Annotated in this window: 17 protein-coding genes; 1 reads left to right on the top strand and 16 read right to left on the bottom strand. The window is 39.2% G+C overall.

Going from position 1 to position 22392, the window contains the following annotated elements:
• Positions 1 to 29 precede the first annotated feature (29 nt).
• The 13 genes from HW278_RS04390 to HW278_RS04330 all read right to left on the bottom strand — a co-directional run bounded on the left by HW278_RS04390 (position 30) and on the right by HW278_RS04330 (position 13256).
• Complete coding sequence (locus HW278_RS04390) at positions 30 to 2147, bottom strand: heparinase II/III family protein (protein WP_178977048.1); 2118 nt, start codon at positions 2145 to 2147, stop codon at positions 30 to 32.
• A 1799-nt stretch (positions 2148 to 3946) separates the two neighbouring features.
• The gene (locus tag HW278_RS04385; RefSeq protein ID WP_009410955.1) at positions 3947 to 4696 is read right to left on the bottom strand and encodes a uroporphyrinogen-III synthase; all 750 of its coding nucleotides are present in this window, start codon (positions 4694 to 4696) and stop codon (positions 3947 to 3949) included.
• 33 nt (positions 4697 to 4729) lie between these two features.
• Positions 4730 to 5434, bottom strand: coding sequence for a DUF4271 domain-containing protein (locus HW278_RS04380; RefSeq protein ID WP_178977047.1), 705 nt, complete (start codon positions 5432 to 5434; stop codon positions 4730 to 4732).
• Between the two features lie 13 nt (positions 5435 to 5447).
• On the bottom strand, positions 5448 to 5828 hold the full coding sequence (locus HW278_RS04375) for a DUF4296 domain-containing protein (RefSeq protein WP_178977046.1): 381 nt from the start codon (positions 5826 to 5828) through the stop codon (positions 5448 to 5450).
• 4 nt (positions 5829 to 5832) lie between these two features.
• The gene (locus tag HW278_RS04370) at positions 5833 to 7170 is read right to left on the bottom strand and encodes a dihydroorotase (RefSeq protein ID WP_178977045.1); all 1338 of its coding nucleotides are present in this window, start codon (positions 7168 to 7170) and stop codon (positions 5833 to 5835) included.
• Between the two features lie 4 nt (positions 7171 to 7174).
• Positions 7175 to 8227, bottom strand: coding sequence for a HaeII family restriction endonuclease (locus tag HW278_RS04365; RefSeq protein ID WP_178977044.1), 1053 nt, complete (start codon positions 8225 to 8227; stop codon positions 7175 to 7177).
• Positions 8218 to 9174, bottom strand: a complete 957-nt coding sequence (locus tag HW278_RS04360) for a DNA cytosine methyltransferase (RefSeq protein WP_178977043.1) — start codon at positions 9172 to 9174, stop codon at positions 8218 to 8220. The genes HW278_RS04365 and HW278_RS04360 overlap by 10 nt, the downstream gene beginning before the upstream one ends.
• A 74-nt stretch (positions 9175 to 9248) precedes the next feature.
• Complete coding sequence (locus HW278_RS04355) at positions 9249 to 9797, bottom strand: GNAT family N-acetyltransferase (protein ID WP_178977042.1); 549 nt, start codon at positions 9795 to 9797, stop codon at positions 9249 to 9251.
• Positions 9797 to 10087 (bottom strand): DUF721 domain-containing protein, encoded by a 291-nt coding sequence (locus HW278_RS04350; RefSeq protein ID WP_178977041.1) that lies wholly within the window; start codon positions 10085 to 10087, stop codon positions 9797 to 9799. Before HW278_RS04350 ends, HW278_RS04355 begins: the two co-directional genes overlap by 1 nt.
• Positions 10088 to 10127: 40 nt before the next feature.
• Positions 10128 to 10904, bottom strand: coding sequence for a UDP-2,3-diacylglucosamine diphosphatase (locus HW278_RS04345; RefSeq protein ID WP_178977040.1), 777 nt, complete (start codon positions 10902 to 10904; stop codon positions 10128 to 10130).
• Between the two features lie 91 nt (positions 10905 to 10995).
• Entirely contained in the window at positions 10996 to 11505 is a 510-nt protein-coding gene (locus tag HW278_RS04340; protein ID WP_178977039.1) for a hypothetical protein, read from the bottom strand.
• A 161-nt stretch (positions 11506 to 11666) separates the two neighbouring features.
• Positions 11667 to 12110: a 6-pyruvoyl trahydropterin synthase family protein gene (locus tag HW278_RS04335; RefSeq protein ID WP_009410945.1), complete on the bottom strand. Its 444-nt coding sequence runs from the start codon at positions 12108 to 12110 to the stop codon at positions 11667 to 11669.
• A 12-nt stretch (positions 12111 to 12122) separates the two neighbouring features.
• Positions 12123 to 13256 carry a hypothetical protein gene (locus HW278_RS04330; RefSeq protein WP_178977038.1) on the bottom strand — a complete coding sequence of 378 codons (1134 nt, stop codon included), beginning with the start codon at positions 13254 to 13256 and terminating at the stop codon, positions 12123 to 12125.
• Between the two features lie 624 nt (positions 13257 to 13880).
• Between HW278_RS04330 and HW278_RS04325 the strand changes: the two genes are divergently transcribed.
• Positions 13881 to 14804 (top strand): alpha/beta hydrolase, encoded by a 924-nt coding sequence (locus HW278_RS04325; RefSeq protein WP_178977037.1) that lies wholly within the window; start codon positions 13881 to 13883, stop codon positions 14802 to 14804.
• A 51-nt stretch (positions 14805 to 14855) separates the two neighbouring features.
• On the opposite strand, the gene HW278_RS04320 is transcribed toward HW278_RS04325, so the two are convergent.
• The 3 genes from HW278_RS04320 to ileS form a co-directional block, all read right to left on the bottom strand.
• The gene (locus HW278_RS04320; RefSeq protein WP_178977036.1) at positions 14856 to 16196 is read right to left on the bottom strand and encodes a DUF4374 domain-containing protein; all 1341 of its coding nucleotides are present in this window, start codon (positions 16194 to 16196) and stop codon (positions 14856 to 14858) included.
• Positions 16197 to 16228: 32 nt separating this feature from the next.
• A complete protein-coding gene (locus HW278_RS04315) occupies positions 16229 to 18370 on the bottom strand; it encodes a TonB-dependent receptor (RefSeq protein ID WP_178977035.1) in 2142 nt (713 codons plus the stop codon).
• A 588-nt stretch (positions 18371 to 18958) separates the two neighbouring features.
• On the bottom strand, positions 18959 to 22366 hold the full coding sequence (gene ileS / locus HW278_RS04310; protein ID WP_178977034.1) for an isoleucine--tRNA ligase: 3408 nt from the start codon (positions 22364 to 22366) through the stop codon (positions 18959 to 18961).
• Positions 22367 to 22392: the final 26 nt, after the last annotated feature.

Genomic DNA, 22392 nt, shown 5'->3' with positions numbered 1-22392 from the left:
AGATAGATTAAAAAATAAAGCCTCTTAATTTATTTCTTCTCTATTTGACAGCCGTATGACTTTGTTTTATCAAAGGTTAAAATATATCGTTTTCCTTGGTAGGTAAATCTTACCCCTATTTGAGCTGTATTTTCAAAGGTTTCAGTGCGGGGTAAATCGGGAAGAGCTGTATCGCCTACTTGGATAATATGCATAAACAAGTCTTCTTTAGAAGCTGTTTGTGGGCTCACTTCTATACGCCAATGTCCCAATTGTGGGTGATTGGCGGGAGGGAGATTCATATTATACCCGTAATCTTGTGGAGTGAGTTTGGGTAGAGGCCAGTTGCGTCCGTCAGACCAGAAATCCTTTCCACTTCCACCTATTTTAGTAAGTGTAGCATTGGCAGGGAATAAAGTACGGCAAATCATCTTACCTCCGTCGGAAGTTTCCGAGAACTCTCTGCTACCTTTCATCACAGGTTCGTTGATGGTGTGTATCAGCCACGTTTTGGGATAATTTTTGTCGGTAGATGTTACCCTATCGAACACTACAAAAAGGTCGGGGTAGAAATATATAAACTCACGTACGACTAACGAGGCTTTTTGGCTGTTGTAGCTTTTAGTAGCGTCGGAGGCGAGATATACATAATCGTCAGTGATACGCTTCTCTTTCAGCACAGAGCCTAATATGTTGTTTTGTCCGCCATCGTTGGGGATAGGTTCGAACTTGTTTTCGGTAGAAGCCCCTCCGCCCCAGTATTCGGGCATTTTTTCATTGGGCATTCTGATGGTTACGCAGTTATGGGCTACAGTACGGGCGTAGTAATGCGACAAATGCCAGCCAGGTTCGGGGCGGGTACCTGTATCTAACGCACGGTAACCTTTTTTGTAGATAGTGAAATGATTGTTATCGAAGTGCTTGTGGTAAGAGGTTTTGCCTCCGCTCACAAAAAGAGCATAAGTGTCGTTTTCGCCCGTTCCTGAACGCATAATGACTTCTCCCGTACCCTCGAAATACACGGCACCTTTACCTGAAGGTGTCGCTCCCTGAGTTCCTTGAGGATATTTTTGTAAGAACGGCATAAAGGGTAGTCGTTCTGTATAGTGTTTCTTATCGAATAAGCCTAACAGGCGTTGTATATTGGTAGAACTTCCATAAAGAGAGGCTATCTCTCTCAGGTGATAATTGATGTCTCTTTCGGGGAGCAAGCAATCGTAGTGATAACTGTCGCCAAAGCCAAACTCGCGATTGTTTGGTAAGCGATTCCAATCGATATAGTCCAAATATTTGAATACGTAGTTGAGCCTTTGAGAGAGGTCTATGCCTGTGGCTGCGCGATGACTGCGAATGAAATTGAAATCGGCGATAGGATAAGCACCTAACGAATAGCCTACACACCCTGTGACAGCCCCTCCGCTCATACCGATAATACCACGACGATATTCTGCCATTTTCATATTCAGAGCAAATCCTTTTTGAAACATATCTTCACAGCGTGCGTTATCAATACCGTCGTTGTGAAAGGTGATACCTATATACCACGGTAGGGCGTCTGTGCCATAAAATCCTGTATTGTATCCCCCTGTATTCTCCCGATTGCGCTCTGGGCGTAATCCTTTTCCGTGCCAAGCAATATCCATCATTACCTGATAAAGAGGTTTGCCTATTTGCTCGCGTTCTTTGGGGGTTAAGTAGTTGTAAATCCAATCATAAGCACATAATGCATTGATTTGAGGGAACACATACCAATCAGCATTCAAGTTGTGACTTACCCGAAGGCGGTAATATTCAGTGATTTTTTGTAAGAATTTTTTGGTATAGTCGAGATATTTTGCTTCACCCGTTATCAAATATAATATGGCGACTTGCGATACTTTGGAGATTTTCAAACCGTTATCAGTACCATTCACCGCGGTAGGATTTTCAAAAGAGATAGGTTCATTTAAGAGCTTATCCACATCTCTTTTAGTTTCGGTATACGTATCCAGAGCCGAGCTTTGGGCAGCGTTTTTGATATTCGGAATATCTTCTTTAGTAATAAAAAGGCGTGGGTGTTCGGTGCGAACAGCACCTGTTATCTCTTGCTCATTAGGGTCTGTATCTTTACGACACGATAGCATCGCTATTAACAGAGTCCATAGCATCATAAATACTGCTTTTTTCATAAGTAAAGAATGTTTTTAGTTTATTTAATTGTTCTTGTTGCTTTGCTATATTTAAGGTGAGTTCGACGTGAGAAAAGTGTAGCTTGCGCTACAGAAATCTTACAAATATTTACAAATCAAACAAATGGGCAACAAGTTGCCTTTAGACACATACTCTGCTATGCCAGCTCGCAGACTACACACAGATTACACGGATTGCACGGATAGTCTTTCAATTGACAATTGACAAATGTGATGGGCACGAATTGGCAACTGCGTTGCTGGATTTCACAGATTATAATATAAACACAACTGTAAATCAGTATTATATATAGAACTGACGTTATTTAAGGTGAGTTCGACGTGAGAAAAGTGTAGCTTGCGCTACAGAAATCTTACAAATATTTACAAATCAAACAAATGGGCAACAAGTTGCCTTTAGACACATATTCTGCTATGCCAGCTCGCAGACTACACACAGATTACACGAGTTTGACTCGGATATTGTTTATAAATGGAATGTGATTTGTTTCAACGATGCAAAGTTACGATGAAAAAATGAGATAAGCAACTGTAGCAAGACAGGTGGGAAAATTAGAAAATTAGAAAATTAGAAAATGAGAGAATTAACAAAGGGGGAGGGTTGAGGAGTTCGGAAGAAAACGGAGATTTTCAGAAGGAGGTTGAAGGGAATTTTGATGAGAAAAGGGTGTAAGGAGGGTGGGGTTAGCTTATAGAGAGCTTATAGGAAGCTTATACGAATCTTGGACGATTGGTATAGAAAGGGTATATAAGTAATTGACTTATAACACGATATAACAGTGCTAAAAATGTTAAAATAGGGGTTTCGAGGCGAAAGAAAGAGAAAGTAATAATGCTCTCACCTGCCCTCTATTTAAGAAAAAAATATAGAGAGGTAAAGGTTAGGGCGGAAAAATATAAAAGTACGAAAAACTTTTTTTAAAATCAATATTGACAGGTGTTTATTATTTTATATCTTTGTACCTTATTAATGTTATACTTTGTATTTTTTAAAGGCTTGAGATATGAAAGCAAGAAATATTATAATCTTTATCTTAATTTGCATTGCGTCGTTTTTCTATGTAAATTTCTTTTATGCTATAAAAGTTCCTTATTTTAGCTATGAGGCGATGTCGAAAACATTTTCTGTGCTAATCTTCCCTTTTGTGGGGATGTTTGTGTTCTTTTGGTTTCAAAAAAGAGGTTCTGAGCATTCTTGAGAGTCTTCTTCCGCTACGCTTTCAAAAAAGATTGATAATAAAAGTTATATTGACGTCGGTTAGACATAAAGTAGCTGGGGAGGTGAGAGGCTAATCATTGGAAATCAGGGCTACGAATTACGAAATGGCTTTTTAAGACTTCGATTGAAGATTAGAATTTGGGTAAAGTTTGAGACATTATCAGAATGAGAGGCACAAAGGAAGAAAAAAGCGCCTAATATATGGTATTGCTTCAACGTATTTTGTGATTATGTATAATATTATAAGTGTAAACAAATTGAAATAGAGATATGAAGACAAGTGTTATTTTATTTATAGCAGGTGTTGTGCTTATTGTTTTAGGAGCTCTTGCTAAGATATTGCATTGGGAAGTGCCTGTTAGTGGTTCTTTATTTATAGCATCAGGTTTTATACTGGAAATAACAGCTTTATGCTCACTTTTAGCAAGAAGTAGGAGAAGCAGGTAGTCTTTCTTGATAGTTAGGGATTTTCCTTATAAAAGGAAGTAAAAAAGCACCAAAGGTAAGGGAGAATAGTTCTTCCTTACCTTTGGTGCTTATAGAAAACGGATTTTAGATTCTATTTTTTGCTATTTTGTTTGCCTAAATAATGGTCGAGAGCTACGGTCATTGAGGGGCTCTCAGGTGAGGGAGCTTTAATATCAATGATAAGACCGGCTTCTTCGGCGGCTTTTAGGGTCGCATCGCCATAGACGGCTATTTTGGTTTTCTTCTGTGAGAAATCGGGGAAACTTTTAAACAGTGCCTCTATTCCTGCGGGCGAAAAGAAAGTAAGAATGTCGTACTTATTTTCTTTAATAGCTGAAATATCGCAATATACAGTGCGATAGAACACTACGCGTTCCCATTTTATCTTGATGTCGTTTAAAGCTGCGGTAGCCTCTGGTTTAGGGGCATCGGAACCTGGGAAGAGGAATTTCTCTTCTTTGTATTTTTTGAGGATAGGCAAAAGGTCAGCAAACTCTTTTTTACCTACGTATATTTTGCGTTTGCGATAGGTGATGTACTTCTGCAAATAGTAAGCGATGGCTTCGGACTGACAGAAATATTTCATAGTTGTAGGCACCTTAAAGCGCATTTCTTCAGCAATACGAAAATAGTGGTCTACCGATTTACGGCTAGTGAGGATAACGGCTGTAAAATTAGTAAGGTCAATCTTCTGCATTCTGACGTCCTTAGCGGTCATTCCTTCGACCTTAATAAAGGGCACAAAATCCACTTTTACCTTGTGGTTTTCAATAATTTGTGCATAAGGTGAGCTTTCGGCTTTCGGTTCTGGTTGCGAAACTAATATCGATTTTACCTTCATAAATGTTATTTCTTTACACCTCCTAACGCCCTATTATGAAACAAATTGAGCCATTTTCTGTACTTCAATTAAGTATTTTGTTCCATAGATGAGAAAGATATAGGGTGCGATTTCGAGGGTGCAAAGATACAAAATAAAATAGAATAAATAAGGTTTTATTTCTTTTTGATTGTTTTTTATGATTTTAATCCAACCTAATACATTGATTGCTAACAATATGGATACTAACACAAAAAGTAATAAAAATAGCTGATTTTTATTGGTGAAAGGGATATAAACTCCCAAAAAGAGGAGTATAACCATTACAATTGCGGCATAAGATGAATAAGAAACCCTGGTGAAGATGTAATCTCTTGCGAAATCATAAAGGTCGAACAGGCTACTAATCCATTGTTGTAAGAGGAGTTTTGTGATTAACAGTGAGAAGACTACAAGCACCAATTCCAGAAACATAAACTGAGAGTTGTAAAGTTCTGTGATGCCAAAATTCTTTAGCATAACATAGAAAAGAAGAGCTAAACACACACATTGCAGGAGAAAAAGCACTGTCATAAAGAGGTGCAATCGGCGTTCCTTTTTGCCGTAAATTACAATATATTTATTGTTAAACAGTAAGTTTTGATAATCGGCAAAGTGTTTAGGGTAGAATATACGCAGGAAAGCCACCAACCCAAAGATGAGTAGGAAGGCAGGAAATATCCACGAAAGATAAGACTGATGTAGTTCTAAGGCTTCCAAATACTGTATTTTATTATGGTTCGACTGTTGCTGGGTTCTCTTTTAGGGTCTCTAAGGGTAGCTTTCCAATGCTATCGCGTTGTTTTTTGAGTTTTTCTTCTACCTTTTTCACTATACGGTCATAGTCTTTAGGCAGGGAGGCGTAATAAACCATATTTTGTGCGAGCGAAAGGCTATCGAGCTGATATTTCTTGTAGATGAACTGTTGCGAATTGAATTGTAAAGAATCTAGCATTTGGGCTTGTGAAACCTTCATAGATTCTAAAACAGCCAAATCGTAGAGCAGACTTTCCATTTGCTTTTCGTCCAAAAACTTATCGGGTTTGGGTACGATGTTCTTTTTGCAGGCTACTACAATGAGTAGCAAAGCGAATATATAAATGATTTTTCTCATAGTCTTATCTGTTAAAAGTGATGCGTTGCCCCTGAGGCTCTGCAATTACCTTGCCATTGTGGTACACCTCTTTGCCATTTACGAAGGTACTCACTACAGCCGAGTGAAATTGTTGCCCTTCGAGCGGACTCCAGCCACATTTATACAGCAAGTTGTTTTTCTGTACCGTCCACTGTGTATCCATATCCACCAAAACAAGGTCGGCGTAATACCCTTCGCGTAAGAAACCGCGTTCTTTTACCTGAAAAAGGATTGCAGGATTATGACACATTTTCTCTACTATCTTTTTGATAGAAATAGTACCTTTGTAAGCTTTTTCGAGCATTGCCACGAGCGAGTGTTGCACCAAAGGTGCCCCCGAAGGGATATTCAGATAGCCCTTGCGCTGTTTTTCTTCAAGGGTATGAGGTGCGTGGTCGGTAGCAATCACATCGAGACGGTCGTCTAAAAGGGCTTGCCACAGCACAGTACGGTCATCGGCAGTTTTTACAGCAGGATTCCATTTAATGAAAGCTCCACGAGTAGTATAGTCTTCATCAGTAAACCACAAGTGATGCACACACACCTCAGCGGTGATTTTCTTGTCCTTTAGCGGAATATCATTGCGGAAGAGCTCGGTTTCTTTAGCCGTAGAAAGGTGGAACACGTGAAGACGTGCGCCCGTTTTTTCAGCCAAAGCAATGGCATGTGAAGAGGACAGATAGCAAGCCTCAGCACTGCGAATATGAGGGTGCATCGCAATAGGGATATCCTCGCCGTACAATTCTTGATAGTGGGCTAAGTTCTTTCGGATAGTCGCTTCATCTTCGCAATGGGCAGCAATTACTAAATCGACATTATTGAAAATAGCTTCTATGGTTTTCTCGTTGTCTACAAGCATATTCCCCGTAGAAGAGCCTAAGAAAAGTTTCACCCCTGCACAAGCATTTTTATTTAAGCGTTTCAATTCTTCGAGGTTGTCGTTTGTTCCTCCCAAGAAGAAAGAATAGTTTGCAAACGACGATTGTTTGGCAATGGCAAATTTCTCTTCCAAAAGCGGAATCGTTACGGTTTGAGGTACGGTGTTAGGTTGCTCAAAAAAGGTAGTTACGCCCCCTGCTATCGCAGCACGGCTTTCGGTAGCGATAGTAGCTTTATGAGTAAGCCCAGGTTCTCGGAAGTGTACTTGATCGTCAATCACCCCAGGGAGGAGATATTTACCTTCGGCTTCCACCACCTTATAATTCCCTTTAGGAGTGATGTGAGTACCTATTTGGGCAATGCGCTCTCCCTCAATCAGGAGGTCGCCTTGAAAGAGGGTATTTTCGTTTACGATGATTGCGTTTTTGATGAGGGTTTTCATTGTTTTACCACTTTTTATCTTTGAGCTTATTATAATTTCTTTCTTGATAAAAGGTTAAGAAACTATTATCTGTAGCTGGAAATTCTTTTAATATTTCATCTTTGATATGTGTGAGCACTATATTAGCTATACTATCTGCATATTTACCTCTCAAAGCCTTTTCATACCATTCTACCAAATTACTTTCTGTAATAATACTTTGTATTTTTGATTTCCAACCTATTTGATTTAAGAGAGAAACTATTATTTTTTCTTCTGCATCTTTACACACAATAATAATTCTATCAGCAGTAATTGAAGAAACAATATTATGTGCTAATTCTTCTGTCAAAGACAAATGTTTAATTTGAATAGCCATACCAAAATTTGCCCACATATCTAATCCTCTATCAGCTGCATTAGTAACTCCTACTCTATTAATTTTAGCTTTTTGTTTATATTCAGAAGTATCTAATGACAATAATAATACATTTTTAGAAAAGTCTTCAAATTCTTTTAAAATATCCTTCTTTTTAGAATTATATTTCACCTCTACTGTTACTTCAATAGCTTCTACTAATGCTGAAAATAAAGAATATACTACAATTTCATATATCTTATCAATACTTCTTCGCAAGCCTGCTTCTTTCCAGAATAAGTTTAAAAACTCTGTTAACTCAAAAGTATCTTTTAAATGTTCTTCACAATAAGATAAAGCAGAAGACATTTTGCTAAATCTTTCAAAAAATTTTTTATAAATATAAGCTTCTACTATCCCTTTTTTCTTTTTATTTTCTTTAGATAATACATTCAACAAACGAGGCGGTACTGCATTATTATTAAAAATATCATCTTGATATTTAGCAGAGGAAGTAGATATTCTTCCTAAAAACTGAAGAGATATTTTATCTCTCCACTTTTTTGAAATATTTCTATAGGTCTCTAAATCAGAAATAGTAATATCACAATACACTCTATCTCTATACAATATTTCAGCTATCTGTATAGGTTTATAAAAGTGTACCCTTGCTTTTGTAATAATCTTATCTAATGCCTTTTTTGCTTCTTCTAACTCCATAAGCTTAATTGTTGGTTTATATTATCGGTTTTTTGTGTATTTTGTTCAAGTGAATATAACATTTCTTTTGCTATAGCTTTAATCACAGGGACTGTTACAGAGTTCCCTGCTACTTTTCTAAGTTGAGAGTAAGGAATGTTTATTTTAAAATTCTCAGGAAATCCTTGTAGTCGTAACATTTCTCTATCGGTAAGTCGTCTAATTCCATTTACAACTAAATAGTTATAACTACCTCCAGCTCTAAGGGCACAAGAATAAGGTAAAGCTGAAATATTACCTCCTATATTTTCATGCCAAATAGAAGGAAAAGGAGGATCTTTTTTTATAGCATTAAGCCTTTTTTGTTTCATTTCTTCTGAAAGAAAATAATTTTGAGAGACATTTTTATCATCTTCAAGAATATCTTCAAGAGGTTTATAATAACCTAATGGTTTAGGAAACTTAAAAGCTAAAGAATCTCGAAATCCTACTATATAGATGCGTTCTCTTTTTTGAGGAACTCCAAAATGTAACGAATTTAATACTTTATAATAAACTGTATAGCCTAATTCATTTAATTTATCAAGAATTACTCTGAATGTTTTCCCATTATCATGTGTAGTAAGTCTTTTTACATTCTCTAAAAGAAATGCTTTAGGTTTCTTCTCTTTTAAAATAGATTGTATATTAAAAAATAATGTTCCCCTTGTATCATCAAATCCAAGCCCCTTGCCTGCAATACTAAATGGTTGACAAGGGAAACCTGCTAAGAGAATATCATGAGAGGGAATGTCTTTAGGAGATATAAGATTAATATCACCAAAAGGTTCCTCTCCAAAATTCTCTTTATACATCTGTTGTGCATATTTATCCCATTCAGAAGAAAAAACATTTTCACATCCCAAGGACTCAAAACCAAGTCTAATACCTCCTATTCCTGCAAAAAGATCTATTGTTTTATACTTCATGATTAATAAAATAGATTAGTTGTAGTAATGTCTTTAACTGTAAAATTTAAATATATAGTTTTCTTTTTAAATACTTAATCGTTTATTGAATACACAAGGTGTTTATACATTCCGCCAGCGAGGGCTTGGTGGTTTACATACGTAAATCCTAAACGGGTGTAAAGGCGTTCGGCAGCGGGGTTTTGTACATCCACGAGTAAGCCTATGGGCTGAGTAGTGACCTTTTTGAGGTGGGCTACCAATTGTGAGCCTATGCCCTTGCCTTGAGCAGAGGGCAATACGCTGAGGGTATCTATGTAAAGTTCGCCTTTGGCTGTCTCGTCCTCTAAAACAATATCAATACCATAACTACTGCGAATGAGCGCCAGTACAGGGGCACGCAAGGTGTGCAAATGCGCACCATCATAGGCAATAAGCGACCCTATTACAGTATTATTTTCCTCGTATACCAAAGCATTTTTATAAGAATACTGATTGCCTTCCTGCTCAAAGAGATTTTGGAGTAGTGCAATGGCATCTTCTCTATGTTCTTTGCCAATCATCTTATAGACGATTTCTTCCATTGCCTGAAACATCAGAGGGGCAACGGCAGAGGCATCGGTAGGGGTTGCGGGTCGTATCATCAGTTTAAAAATATCAGTTTTTGAATGAGAGGTTCCCCTAAACGTTCGTTGAGGTTATCAATAATCTTACTCTTGCCATAACTGAGTTCGTTAGTGAGTGCAGGCGAGGTAAGACGGACGTATAATGTACTGCCTTTTAGCTCTACTGAGGAGGTATACTTAGCGATTGCTTTGCCCATCAGTTCATTCCACAGTTCCGGTAACGAGGCTTTCTGTAGTCCGTACGTTAAATGATTTTGTTTGACAATTTGCTGAATGACCTCTGAAAGAGTATTTGTATTTCCGTCCATAAATGCAAAGGTACAAAATAATTGCGAATAATGAATATTTCTATAGCTCTCCGTCTTTAAAATCTAATAATTTCAGTTCCTCACCATCGAAAACGGCATAGGTAAAGTAGTGTATCCAGTCGCCGGTGTTGATATAAGTACTTCCCTCCCCTACTTTGATAGTCATCGGCAGGTGGCGGTGACCAAAAAGGAAATAGTCGTAATGTTGCGTCTCAAGTTTGCGTTTGCAATACTGTACTAACCATTCGCTATCTTCACCCAAGAAACGCACATCTTCAGCCCCTGAGATGAGCTTGTTTTTCACTGAGAGGTATTGCGCCAATCGTACACCTATATCGGGGTGTAACCAGCGGAAGAGCCACTTACAAAACGGATTAGTAAAGACTTTCTTCATCCGCTTGTAGCCTTTATCACCGGGACCTAAACCATCGCCGTGTCCTATCAAGAAGCGTTTACCATTACATTCCACTTCTAGCGGGCGACGGTATACGGGAATGTTCAATTCGGTTTGGAAATAATCGTCCATCCACAAATCGTGGTTGCCTACGAAAAAGTAGATAGGGATACCACTATCTCGCAGTTCAGCGAGCTTGCCAAGAGTGCGCACAAAGCCTTTGGGGACGACCTTTTTGTACTCAAACCAAAAGTCGAAAAGGTCGCCTAAAAGGAATATTGCCCCTGCATCGGCTTTGATGCTGTCAAGCCATTGCACAAATTTAGCTTCTCGAGGTTTGCTTTCGAGAGCAGTGGGTGCTCCGAGATGATTATCGGAAGCAAAGTATATCTTTTTATGAGGTGGCAGTGGTAACTGTAACATTATTTCTTTTTTTTAGATATCGAACTTATCAGACTGATAAGACAAGTATGACTGGTTTGACGAGCAATAGTTAACGGCTAAAAACTAAGCACTAACGATTCATCAGTTCAGTGAGGTCTTTTTGTAAAAACTCGGTATCGACATAAACTTCCTTGGGGTTTTGTGGGTTGTAATACACATTGATATAGCCTTGTACATTAAGCTTTACTTGCGCTACACTGGCATCTATATCGGCAACAGTAGTTTGATATACTTTTACAGGAGTAGTAGTTTTGTCGTAACACCTTATATAACTAAGCTTCAATTTTTCTTCTCCTAATCGCAATTTACTGAATAACATTGTCTCAGTGAGAAGCATTGTTTCCTCGAAATCACTTTTCATACGATTGTCTTCTACGGCTTGCAAATCGAAGGTTGTATTTTCATTCATCACATCACAATGTTCAGCATCAATACGCTTTTCTCGCCAGTGTTTACGAATATAGTTTGGTGTATTCCTGTTTAAGGTCTTTTGAGTAAACGAATTGCGCAAACGTTTCTTGACGTTTGTTTTGTAAAACCAAAAGATAATGCTTAATATAATTATTAGTACAAGTGCCATAGTTTACATATTTATGTTATGAATTTTTTTAAAGGGTTAATTGCCATTAGCCCCTACAACAGAACGTAAAAGCAACTGATTGTCGATATAATCAAATTATCCAAAGGTGCGAGCCGCACAGGCAAAAACTTTGGCAAAATGTATAACGTCTTACTTTCCTCTTAATTATCTGAGGCGAACCATTCGGCATAGGAGCTTTCGGTTTCGCATAGGCGTACTGAAAAGAGCTCGACCCCGGCGGGTAGTTGGTAAGCGATGCGTCGGGCAAAGTCGGTTACGAGGTTCTCGCTGGTGGGCTGATAGGGCACGGTGATGATGCGATGACCTTTGGCGCGCAATTCTTCGGCTAATGCCTTGTGAGGTGAATGTTCGTTGAAAACCATAGCGTGGTCGAACGCTTCGATGATTTGCTCCTGCACGATGCGTTTGAGGTCGCCGAAGTCTATTACCATACCGTTTTTCACGTTATGGGGGTCGGTAATAGGTTCGCCTATGACAGTTACGTAGAGCTTATAGCTGTGTCCGTGCAGGTTTTTGCATTTGCCATCGTAGCCGTAGAGAGCGTGTCCTGCTTCAAAATCGAATTTTTTAGTAATGCGAATCATAACAATGAACAATTAATATTTCAGTTGATAAGTAGTGTTTTGATGTATGTTATAAGTTCGTATTATTTTAATCTCTGAGATTTTCTTTTCACCACCTTGCTGTTTATAATTAATATAATAATCAATCACTTTGTCTACTGGTAGATGAATAGGTTTGTTGTTTTTATCTTTTTGTACGATTGTTTGGCTACTAATTCTCACTACATATTTTTCGTTGTTTTTTAGGAGTTCTCGAAAGGTATATCTCTTTTCTGTCCCGTTTTGTATACGACTGATAAGCGCTTGTAAAGAGTTCCATTTCTGAGTAGCATATTCTCCAGATATTCTTGATTCACCTTCAATACGTCCGTTTGTAATAGCTTCTTCTTTTATAGTTTTAACTGTACCATCAGCATTAAACTCATAGCTATATTTACTTATAAAATCTGAAGGTAACCCATTTTGCTGATAAGTAGTTTGTTGAAGGAGATTTTTAGTGCCTTTCCCCCTCGGAATGAATATTTGTTTAAGAAAATAATCTTTATATCCGGTTACATCGTGTATTTCCAAAAGACCTAAGAAAAAATTGTTTTTATTAAGATTTTGCGTATAAGATAGGGTACATTCTGTAAGAGCGTCATAAATTTTAAGGTTTATTTTGGTACAGTTATCATCTTTCCAAGAGTATTGATTTTTACCTAATTGAAGCAATTGTTGCTTTTCATTATAACGAACATCGAAGTCTGTGATATTTCCGTCATTGTTTAGTGATAGTTCTTTTACTCCTTGTTCGTCATCAAAATTAGATAAAGTAATTTTGTTTGCACTATATGCTGCTGTAACAGTAGTAGCTGTTCCTTCGGTAATATCATTTGTTTTTAGTGTTATAAGCCTTCCTTGGGTATCATACTGATAAGACACCACAATTTCTTTCGCTGTAAAGAAATATGTACCTAACTGAGTATCGTTCAAAAAATCTTCACCTTCACTATAGTCATTATAGTTATTGCTAAGGTCAAAATCTACATAGGAAAAACGCACCTCAGAAGGTTTTGGCACTAGTGTTTCTTCTTTGGGTTTATCCTTTTTAGGTTCATCATCTTTATTTCCACAGTTTATCAGAGCGAGTGGAGCAAATAATAAAATTGTTTTAAAAATGTTTTTCATTGTATAGTTTTTTGTATTAAAGTGCAAAGGTATGAAATAATTAGGAAATTAGAAAATTTGGAAATGAGAGAATTTGAAAATTAGCAAATTAGAAAATGAGGAGGAGGTTACAAGAAACGCGCTAGAGGAGGTGATTAACTTTGCCAAAGTTTCAAACTTTGGCAAAGTGTGTGCCGTAAAAAGTGACACATTGGAGGGTTCGAAATAAAACGAAATTTTACAAAAGGAGGTTAAGGGGTATTTTGATGAAAAAAGGCTTTTAGGAGGGTGGGGTTAGCTTATAGAGAGCTTATAGGAAGCTTATACGAATCTTGGACGATTGGTATAGAAAGAGTATGTAAAAAATTGATTAATAGTATAATACAACAATGCCAAAAATGCCAAAAACGGGGTTTCGAGGCGAAAGGAAGAGGAAGAGGCACTAGGCCTTAGGCCATAGGCAATAGGGGGGAGTATGACGGAAAAGGAATTAATGACGAATGACAGGGTGATGTGAAGCATAGCGCGATGATAGATTAACTTTGGTAAAGTGTAGGGAATAAAGGCATTGAGAAATTGGTAATTTGAGAAATTATCAGTATTTTTGCACCTATTAAAATCACATTTATTAAATATCAATAAGTAATGAGAAGGGTATTTTTGTTTTGGCTATTAGCTTGCTCTTTTGTTCAAGGGCAGACTTCTATTTGTATAGGTGAACAATTATCGGTTTCTTCTAAAGTGTTAGGTGAAACGCGTACTATAAGTGTGTATTTGCCTGATTCGTATTACGACTCTACTTTAAAAAAGACAAATTATCCTGTGGTGTATCTGCTTGATGCAGAAACAAACTTCAACTATTTTACTACTTTGATGGAGAAATTGGCTCAGGGAATCCCTAATGTACCTGAAATGATTGTAATTGGAATTGAAAACACACAGCGCGAAAGGGATTTTGGGAGCGATAGTGACCGTTTTTGGCAGTTTGTAGCTGATGAGCTTATTCCTTTGGTTAAAAAACAATACAGATGTAGTGATTTTCGCATTTTAGTAGGTCACTCATTGAGTGGTTTGGCGGTGGTTTCTGCTCTTAACAAACATACAGAGCTATTTAATGCTTATATTGCACACGACCCAAGTTTATGGTGGGGAGAAAACGATGGAGAGCGGTTGTTCGAAGCGAATAAAGGGAAGGATTTTAAACATCGGATTTTTTATTTATCGTATTCGGGGAAGAAGGTGCGCAACAATGGACGCAGTAGGCATCGGGAGGCGATAGAGGCGGTGCAGGCAATGGCGACAAAGGGAGCTTTTAAGAATTTGGAGACTTATTTTGTTGAATATCCCAACGAGAATCACGGCACAATACAAGTGGTAGGAAATATGGATTTGATGCGGAGGCTTTTTGCAGAGATGTTCATCGACCGCAACGATATTGAGGAGAATCCAGCAGTTATCCAGCAGCGGTATGAGGCACTTTCTAAAAGGTTACATTATAAGTTTGTGCCGAGTGAGAAGTATTTGAGAAATACCGAGAAATGGCTGAAGAAAGTAAAAAGTGAAAAGTAAAAATAGAAAAGGTGCTTAGAGAGATTGTTTTCCAAGCACCTTTTTGTTTTGTTATTTAAAGCGACCGATAGCGTTGATGAAAGAAGCTCCTTTTACAGTGAGACCTTTGGTGGCTACATTAGTAGCAGGATTAATTACATAGATAGCAGGGTCACTGTTTTTTACATTTACTGGTAGATAGACTTTACCATTATAGACAGCAAGCTCTACGGGGTTTGACGTCATATTAGCAAAATCAGAGAGAGCTGGCAGTCCAGTTACCCAGTTGAAGGATTTAGCTTCCATATCTACAATAGCAAAGCGGTTTACATCTACTCCATTGAGGGCAGCTTTTGAAGCATCATTAAAGAACTCAAGCAAGAACTTATTACCGGTGATATGCCATACACGACGGAAGATTCCGTTACCGGATACTGCAGAAATATCAAAGAAGTAAGAGCTATCAAAGTCGGTAGCGCCTTGTTTGATACGCAAAGCACCTGCAGGTTTTGTTGAAGCAACATCGGGGGTTTGAGGAGCTTTTACTTTAGGAGGATTCTTAGCAATTGCACCTGAAAATACATATACATCGCCATTATCGGCTTTACCCATTTCTAACAAATATTGAGATTTGAAACGACCTGCGCTATAGCTGAGCTTATCGCTTTTATAGCTACGTTTGAGGTTCAAGTCTTTATCGAGTACCCCTACATATACTACATCAGGATTGTGGATTTTACCAGTGCTTGAACCTTGAGCTACTTGCACATCTTTGTAATCAGAAACTATCATACCGCTGAAGAACTCACCGTTACCATTGTCTAAGATACCAGCAAACGACACGATTTCTTGAGTAGAAGAGGAGGTGTTCATCTCAGGAAGAAGATTTGCTGTATGGATAGTTTTGGTAAAAGCTTTGGTATAATTGTTGGCATTGCGGAAGTTGAAGGTTGCACCGTCCTTTTTGCCTTCGTATTCTTGTCCGCCTACTACAGTTATCCAATAATCACTGAAGAAACCGAAAGTAGTGGCACGTTCGGCTACGTCAAAATCAGTAAGATGTTTTACACCTTGAGCTGTTTTTTCGTAAGAAATACCGATACCAGCTCCTTTAAAGCCATAGGATAGACCTACTGCTGTGTTCTTGTTGAACTGCCAGAAATAGCCATTGGCTTCTTTGAATTGTTCTTGGTTAGCAGAAAGAGGGAGTTCCCCATTTTCTACGTTTTTAGCGACCAATAGATAACGAGTTTTATTTTGATCACCTCCAGCATCGATGAAGAAGTTAGCTCCCTCTGCAGAAGGAGGAGGAACTGGAGTATTATCGTCTTTTTTGCAAGACGTAAGGGCTACGAAGCTAACTAATGAGCCTACAAGTAGCGTTTTTTTGAATGTTTGAAAATTGATATACATATATTTAGAAATTAGTTGTTAGAAATTAGGGGTTAGTAGAATCGGTAGGAGAGTTTGGCATAGAAAGCGCGACCAGCTTTTTGGAGGCTGTAGTTATCGTACAACAATTCATCGGTGATATTTTTGGCTTCTACGGAAAGACTTAACCGTTTGTTAGGAGTGTAGTAGGTAAGACTCACGTCGTGAGAAAGTTGACGAGGGACTTTAATTTTTGTTCCTTCGCTTTGCCACGAGGTAAAAAACTCTTCGGTGAAAAAGAGATTATAGTTTAGTGATAGTCTGTCGTGTTTAGCAATGAGGCTTTCTATATTACAAGTAGCATCGGCGTTGCCAAATAGATAAGGCATATTAGGCAAACGGTCGTTATAGATAGCAGAAGGGCGACCTGTTTCAGTAAATTCTTCTTTGTTACGCAAGTTCATATAAGACAAGTTGCCACCTACTGAAAATGCATCTTTATAGAAGAAATAGCGCAGGGTAGCATCGACTCCCATATTGAGTACCTTACCGTGATTTCGGCTTCCTGCGGAGCCTTCATTAGCTCCTGCACTGATAATACTTCTGATGATATAATCTTTGATATAACGATAGGCAAAACCCACTTCTACTAAGAATGAATGCACTTTGAACGCAGGTTGATAAGAGAGATTTACATTCAAGTTATCGCTATTTTCGGGTTTGAGCTTATAGTTGCCAATCTCTAAATCGCCATCGCCAAAGAGTTCGGTATCAGTAGGTAGACGGAAGCTCTTTTCATAAGAAAGTTTAGCTTGTAGAGGCTTTAAGAGCTGATAAGTAGTCGCCCCACCATACCCCCAAGCCTGAGTGTGATGAGTTTCTTCTTCATATACCGCGCGACTTCCATATCCAGTAACAATCACTGGACCTGTTACAACTGTATTGTAATATTTACCGAAAGCTAATATATTCCAACGCTCGGAAGGGGTAAACTTGTAGGAGAATCCAGAAATATTTTTCTCATTGACACGCCTCATAAAATCGGAATCGAGGGTATAGTTGGTAATGAGCATATTTTTGTTACGCCGAATGTAATTACTGAATGTGTGTGTGAGTTGAAAAGAGTGTTTTTCATTGAGTTGATAGTCTAAGTGTGAAGTAATATAGCCCGTTTTACCTTCAAAAATAGTGTTTTGGAGTTGCGATTCACCACGAGTAACCATTGGTTCATACTCACCCGTCCAGCTATAACGGCGAGCTTCTTCATCTACATTCTGAGTGGTGGTAAAATCATAACGCCCTGTAAGGAAGAAAGAGAGACCGTTGAGGATATTCTTTTTCTCATATTCTACTGAAGATGAATAGTTATGAGATTTGCGGTACTTACCTCCGAAGACTTTTTGCATTAGGTTGGCGTTTTGGAGTTGTTTATCCTCTTGACTATAATTAAGTGCAAAAGAAAGTTTATCAGCCCATTTTTCATCGAAGATATTCACACGACCTATGATAGCCTCGTTGTGATAACGGTCGTGAAAGCGTTTGAACCAACGTTTTTCTTTAGAGTAAGAGCCTGTTTGGAGGTCGAGATATTCGGTAAATACTTTATAGCTGTTATCGGAGTAATTTTGGTAAGCATTGAGTTCTACACTGATGTTATCGGTGAGGAATTGCCCGAGGTTTAAGGTACTTTTATGGGTGTTGAAAGAACCAAAAGTATAGGATAGATTGCCGTAGTTGTATCGGCTTTTGCGCGTTACTACATTTATAGCGCCCCCAAGAGCATCGGCACCAAAAGTAACAGGCACCACACCTTTGTAAATTTCGATACGTTCGATAAGTTCAGCGGGGATATTATTAATGCGAAAAGAGGCATTAGCTTCGTTCATAGGTACCCCATCGATAAAGATACGCACGTGACGACCGGTAAAGCCATTAAGATTGATTGCTGTCTCTGCCCCAACTCCACCAGTTTCGCGCATCTTCACCCCCGATACACGAGCAAGCATATCGGCAGCATTGCTGTTAAGATTGCGGAGCTGTTGAGCTTCGATAGCAACCACGTTGTAAGCTGCTTTTTGCACTTGCTTGATAGGTGATTGCCCTGTGAGCACAACCTCACTGAGTTGCGTAACTTCTTCATCTACAGGTTGAGAGAAGAGTTGAGTTACACAAAAAGAAGTGAGTAAAAGGATTATATTTTTAGGTGATAAAGGCATTAATATTATTTCTGATGAGAAAAAAGAGGGTGCAAAGATAGTAAATAAAATGGAATGATTCTAAAAAAATAGAAAATATTTAATATTAATAATATCAGAAGTGCTAATAATCAACCTTTACAAAGTTTCAAACTTATGCAAAGTGTGTATTGCTAAAAGTGATACATCGGAGTTTTTAGATTTTTAGGAAAATCTCGGAGGGACTAGGGTTTTCGGAGGAAAGTTTGGAAAAGAGCATAGAGGTTAAGGAGGTTCGGAAGGAAACGGAGAGATTCAAAAGAAGGTTAAGGTGATTTTTGGTGAAAAAAGGGTGTAAGGAGGGTGGGATTAGCTTATAGAGAGCTTATAGGAAGCTTATACGAATCTTGGACGATTGGTATAGGAAGGGCATATAAGTAGTTAAGAATGAGGAGTTAATAGTTAAGTAAAAAAGGTAGTTTTGAGGGTAATAAATCGAAAGAAAAGAGAAGAGAAATTGGTGAATTAGTCAATGAAAAAGCGCGATGTTTAAAATAATAAACATCGCGCTTTTCTTATCACTTTGTCAAAATCTAGAGATATTGGCAAAGTGTTTAACAGCTTGTCGTGCTACGACCGACTAACGACTATTCTTGTTGTTACTTCGTCAAAGGCTATTTCTTCACCCTCTGGCAGGCTATTTACAAAAGTGATGCTATCAGTAAGGGTTTCGTTCTTGATATAGGCTTCGTTGGCTGTAACGGCTGCTTGTAGGGCAGGGTGCGCTTGAAGGCGTATTTGTATGCGGTCGGTGATGTCGTAATCGTTGTCCTTACGGATATTCTGAATGCGGTTCACCAGCTCGCGAGCGATACCCTCTTGGCGCAGTTCAGGAGTGATGTGAATATCTAAAGCTACCAACAGACTGCCAGCGGTGGCTACCAACCAGCCTTCTATATCTTGGGTGCTGATTTCTACGTCGTCCAAACTCAAAGTAACCGTTTTGTCGGGCAGTTGCAAGCTGTACGTTTGTGCTTTTTCAAACTGTGATATTTCCTGCTGACCAAATTCTTGTACCGCTGTGGCTATAGCTTTCATATCCTTGCCAAACTTAGGTCCTAAGGTCTTGAAGTTCGGTTTGATTTGTTTTACCAATATACCTGAGGCATCTTCCAAGAGTTCTATTTCCTTCACATTCACCTCGTGCTTGATGAGGTTTGCTACGGCTTCTATTTCAGCGCGCTCAGTGGCGTTGGCTATCGGTATCATTATCTTTTGCAATGGCTGACGCACCTTGATGCTTTCTTTCTTGCGCAACGATAGTACTAAGGACGAAATAGTCTGCGCTTTCTGCATCTTGCTTTCCAATGATTTATCAATGTAGCTTTCATTAGCTACTGGGAAATCGGTGAGGTGTACACTCTCTTTGTTTTCTTTACCGGTAACGCTCACCAAGTCTTTGTACAATCTATCAGCATAGAAAGGTGCTACAGGCGCCATCAGTTTGGCGATGGTTATGAGGCAGGTGTAAAGGGTTTGGTAAGCGGCTATCTTATCAGTTTCGTATTCTCCTTTCCAGAAACGACGACGTGAGAGGCGTACGTACCAGTTACTGAGGTTTTCTTGTACAAAATCGGAAATAGCACGCGTAGCACGGGTAGGCTCATACTCAGCATAGAGCGCATCTACTTCTTTAATGAGGGTATTGAGTTCCGAAAGTATCCAGCGGTCTATTTCAGGGCGTTCAGCCAGTGGTATATCGGCTTCTGCATAAGTGAAGCTATCGGTATTGGCATAGAGTGCAAAGAATGAATAAGTGTTGTAGAGCGTACCGAAGAATTTACGGCGCACTTCGGCTACTCCTTCCAAGTCGAATTTGAGGTTATCCCAAGGGTTTGCGTTAGAAATCATATACCAGCGAGTGGCATCGGCACCATACTCGGCTATGGTAGTGAAGGGGTCTACCGCATTGCCCAAGCGTTTCGACATCTTTTGTCCGTTCTTGTCGAGCACCAATCCGTTCGATACTACGTTTTTGTACGCCACACTATCGAATACCGAAGTAGCAATTGCGTGAAGTGTATAGAACCAACCGCGTGTTTGGTCTACCCCCTCCGCAATAAAGTCGGCTGGATAAGCGGTATGTTTTTCTATATAGTCTTTGTTTTCAAAAGGATAGTGCCATTGTGCATACGGCATAGAGCCAGAGTCGAACCATACGTCGATAAGGTCGGTTTCGCGGTGCATTGGCTTGCCCGAAGGCGATACGAGCACTATGTTATCTACGATATTTTTGTGTAAATCTACCTTGTCGTAATTGCTTTCGGAGTTGTCGCCCACTACAAAATCTTTATAAGGGTCGGCTGTCATCACTCCTGCCGCGATAGCTTTTTGTATTTCGGCTTTTAGTTCTTCTACCGAACCTATGCAGATTTCCTCTTGTTTATCGGCTGTACGCCAAATAGGTAGCGGGATACCCCAATAGCGCGAACGCGAAAGGTTCCAGTCGTTAGCATTTTTAAGCCAGTTGCCAAAACGCCCTTCACCAGTAGCTTTAGGTTTCCAGTTGATGGTTTCATTGAGCTCGAACATACGGTCTTTGAAGTCAGTAACCTTTATAAACCACGAGTCGAGCGGATAGTACAACACGGGTTTATCTGTACGCCAGCAGTGCGGATAGCTGTGTACGTATTTTTCTACTTTGAAGGCTTTGTTTTCTTCTTTTAGGAGAATCGCCAAGCTCACATCCCACGATTTTTCAGGCGCTTGCCCTGCATCGTAATACTCATTTTTGATGTATTTGCCGGCAAAAGCCTCAGGAATATTGTGCCCTGTGATAAATTTTCCTTGTAAATCTATTAACGGAATCAAATTGCCGTGAGCATCTTTCACAAGTATTGGAGGGATACCATATTCTTTGGATACGCGGGCGTCATCAGCACCAAAAGTAGGAGCGATATGTACAACACCGGTACCTTCATCGGTGGTAACAAAGTCGCCTGCAATCACGCGGAAAGCTTGGTCAGCATTCTCGGCAGGAGTGCACCAAGGAATGAGCTGCTCGTAAGTAGTACCCACGAGGTCAGCGCCTTTGCATTCTCCTAATACTTGGTAAGGAATTGTCTTGCTTTCAGGCGTATAAGCTGCTAAGGCTGCAGCATCGCCCTCTACGAATTTCTTGCCGAATTGTTTTGCTAAAAGCGGTTTACCGATGATGATTGTTATCGGCTCAAAAGTATATTGATTGTAGGTTCTTACGAGTACATACTCAATCTCTTTGCCCACAGCAAGTGCAGTGTTTGAAGGCAATGTCCAAGGGGTGGTCGTCCAAGCGAGGATATGAATAGGTTCTTTTATACTTTCAAAGTGTTTAGCCAACTTTTCTGGGAACTGACGCACTTTAAACTGTGCCACAACAGTAGTATCGCTCACATCGCGGTAGCAACCAGGTTGGTTGAGTTCGTGCGACGATAAGCCTGTTCCTGCCTTAGGCGAATACGGCTGAATGGTGTAGCCTTTGTAGAGCAACTGTTTGTTGTACAGCTGTTTCAAAAGCCACCACACGCTTTCCATATATTTGGGTTTATAGGTGATATAAGGGTCTTCCATATCCACCCAGTAGCCTATTTTCTCGGTAAGGTCATTCCAGATATCGGTATAGCGCATCACGGCTTCCTTACAAGCCTTGTTATAGTCCTCTACGCTTATTTTTTTGCCTATATCTTCTTTGGTAATGCCGAGTTCTTTCTCTACCCCAAGTTCTACAGGCAAGCCGTGAGTATCCCACCCTGCTTTGCGTTTTACTTGAAATCCTTTCTGAGTTTTATAACGGCAGAAAATATCCTTAATAGAGCGCGCCATCACGTGGTGAATACCAGGTACGCCATTGGCAGACGGTGGTCCTTCAAAAAACACGAACGGAATAGCGCCCTCGCGTGAGGTGATACTCTGCTCAAAGATGTTGGCGGCTTTCCAGAAAGCCAATATTTCTTCTGCTATCTTAGTAAGGTCTAAGTGTTTGTACTCGTTGAATTTCATATAAAACAATAATTAATGATGAATGG

This window comes from Capnocytophaga sp. oral taxon 902 (assembly GCF_013394735.1).
GTDB classification, from domain to species: Bacteria; Bacteroidota; Bacteroidia; order Flavobacteriales; family Flavobacteriaceae; genus Capnocytophaga; species Capnocytophaga ochracea.
Note: the sequence above shows the minus strand (reverse complement) of the source record. Positions and strands in the feature narration are given on the sequence as shown.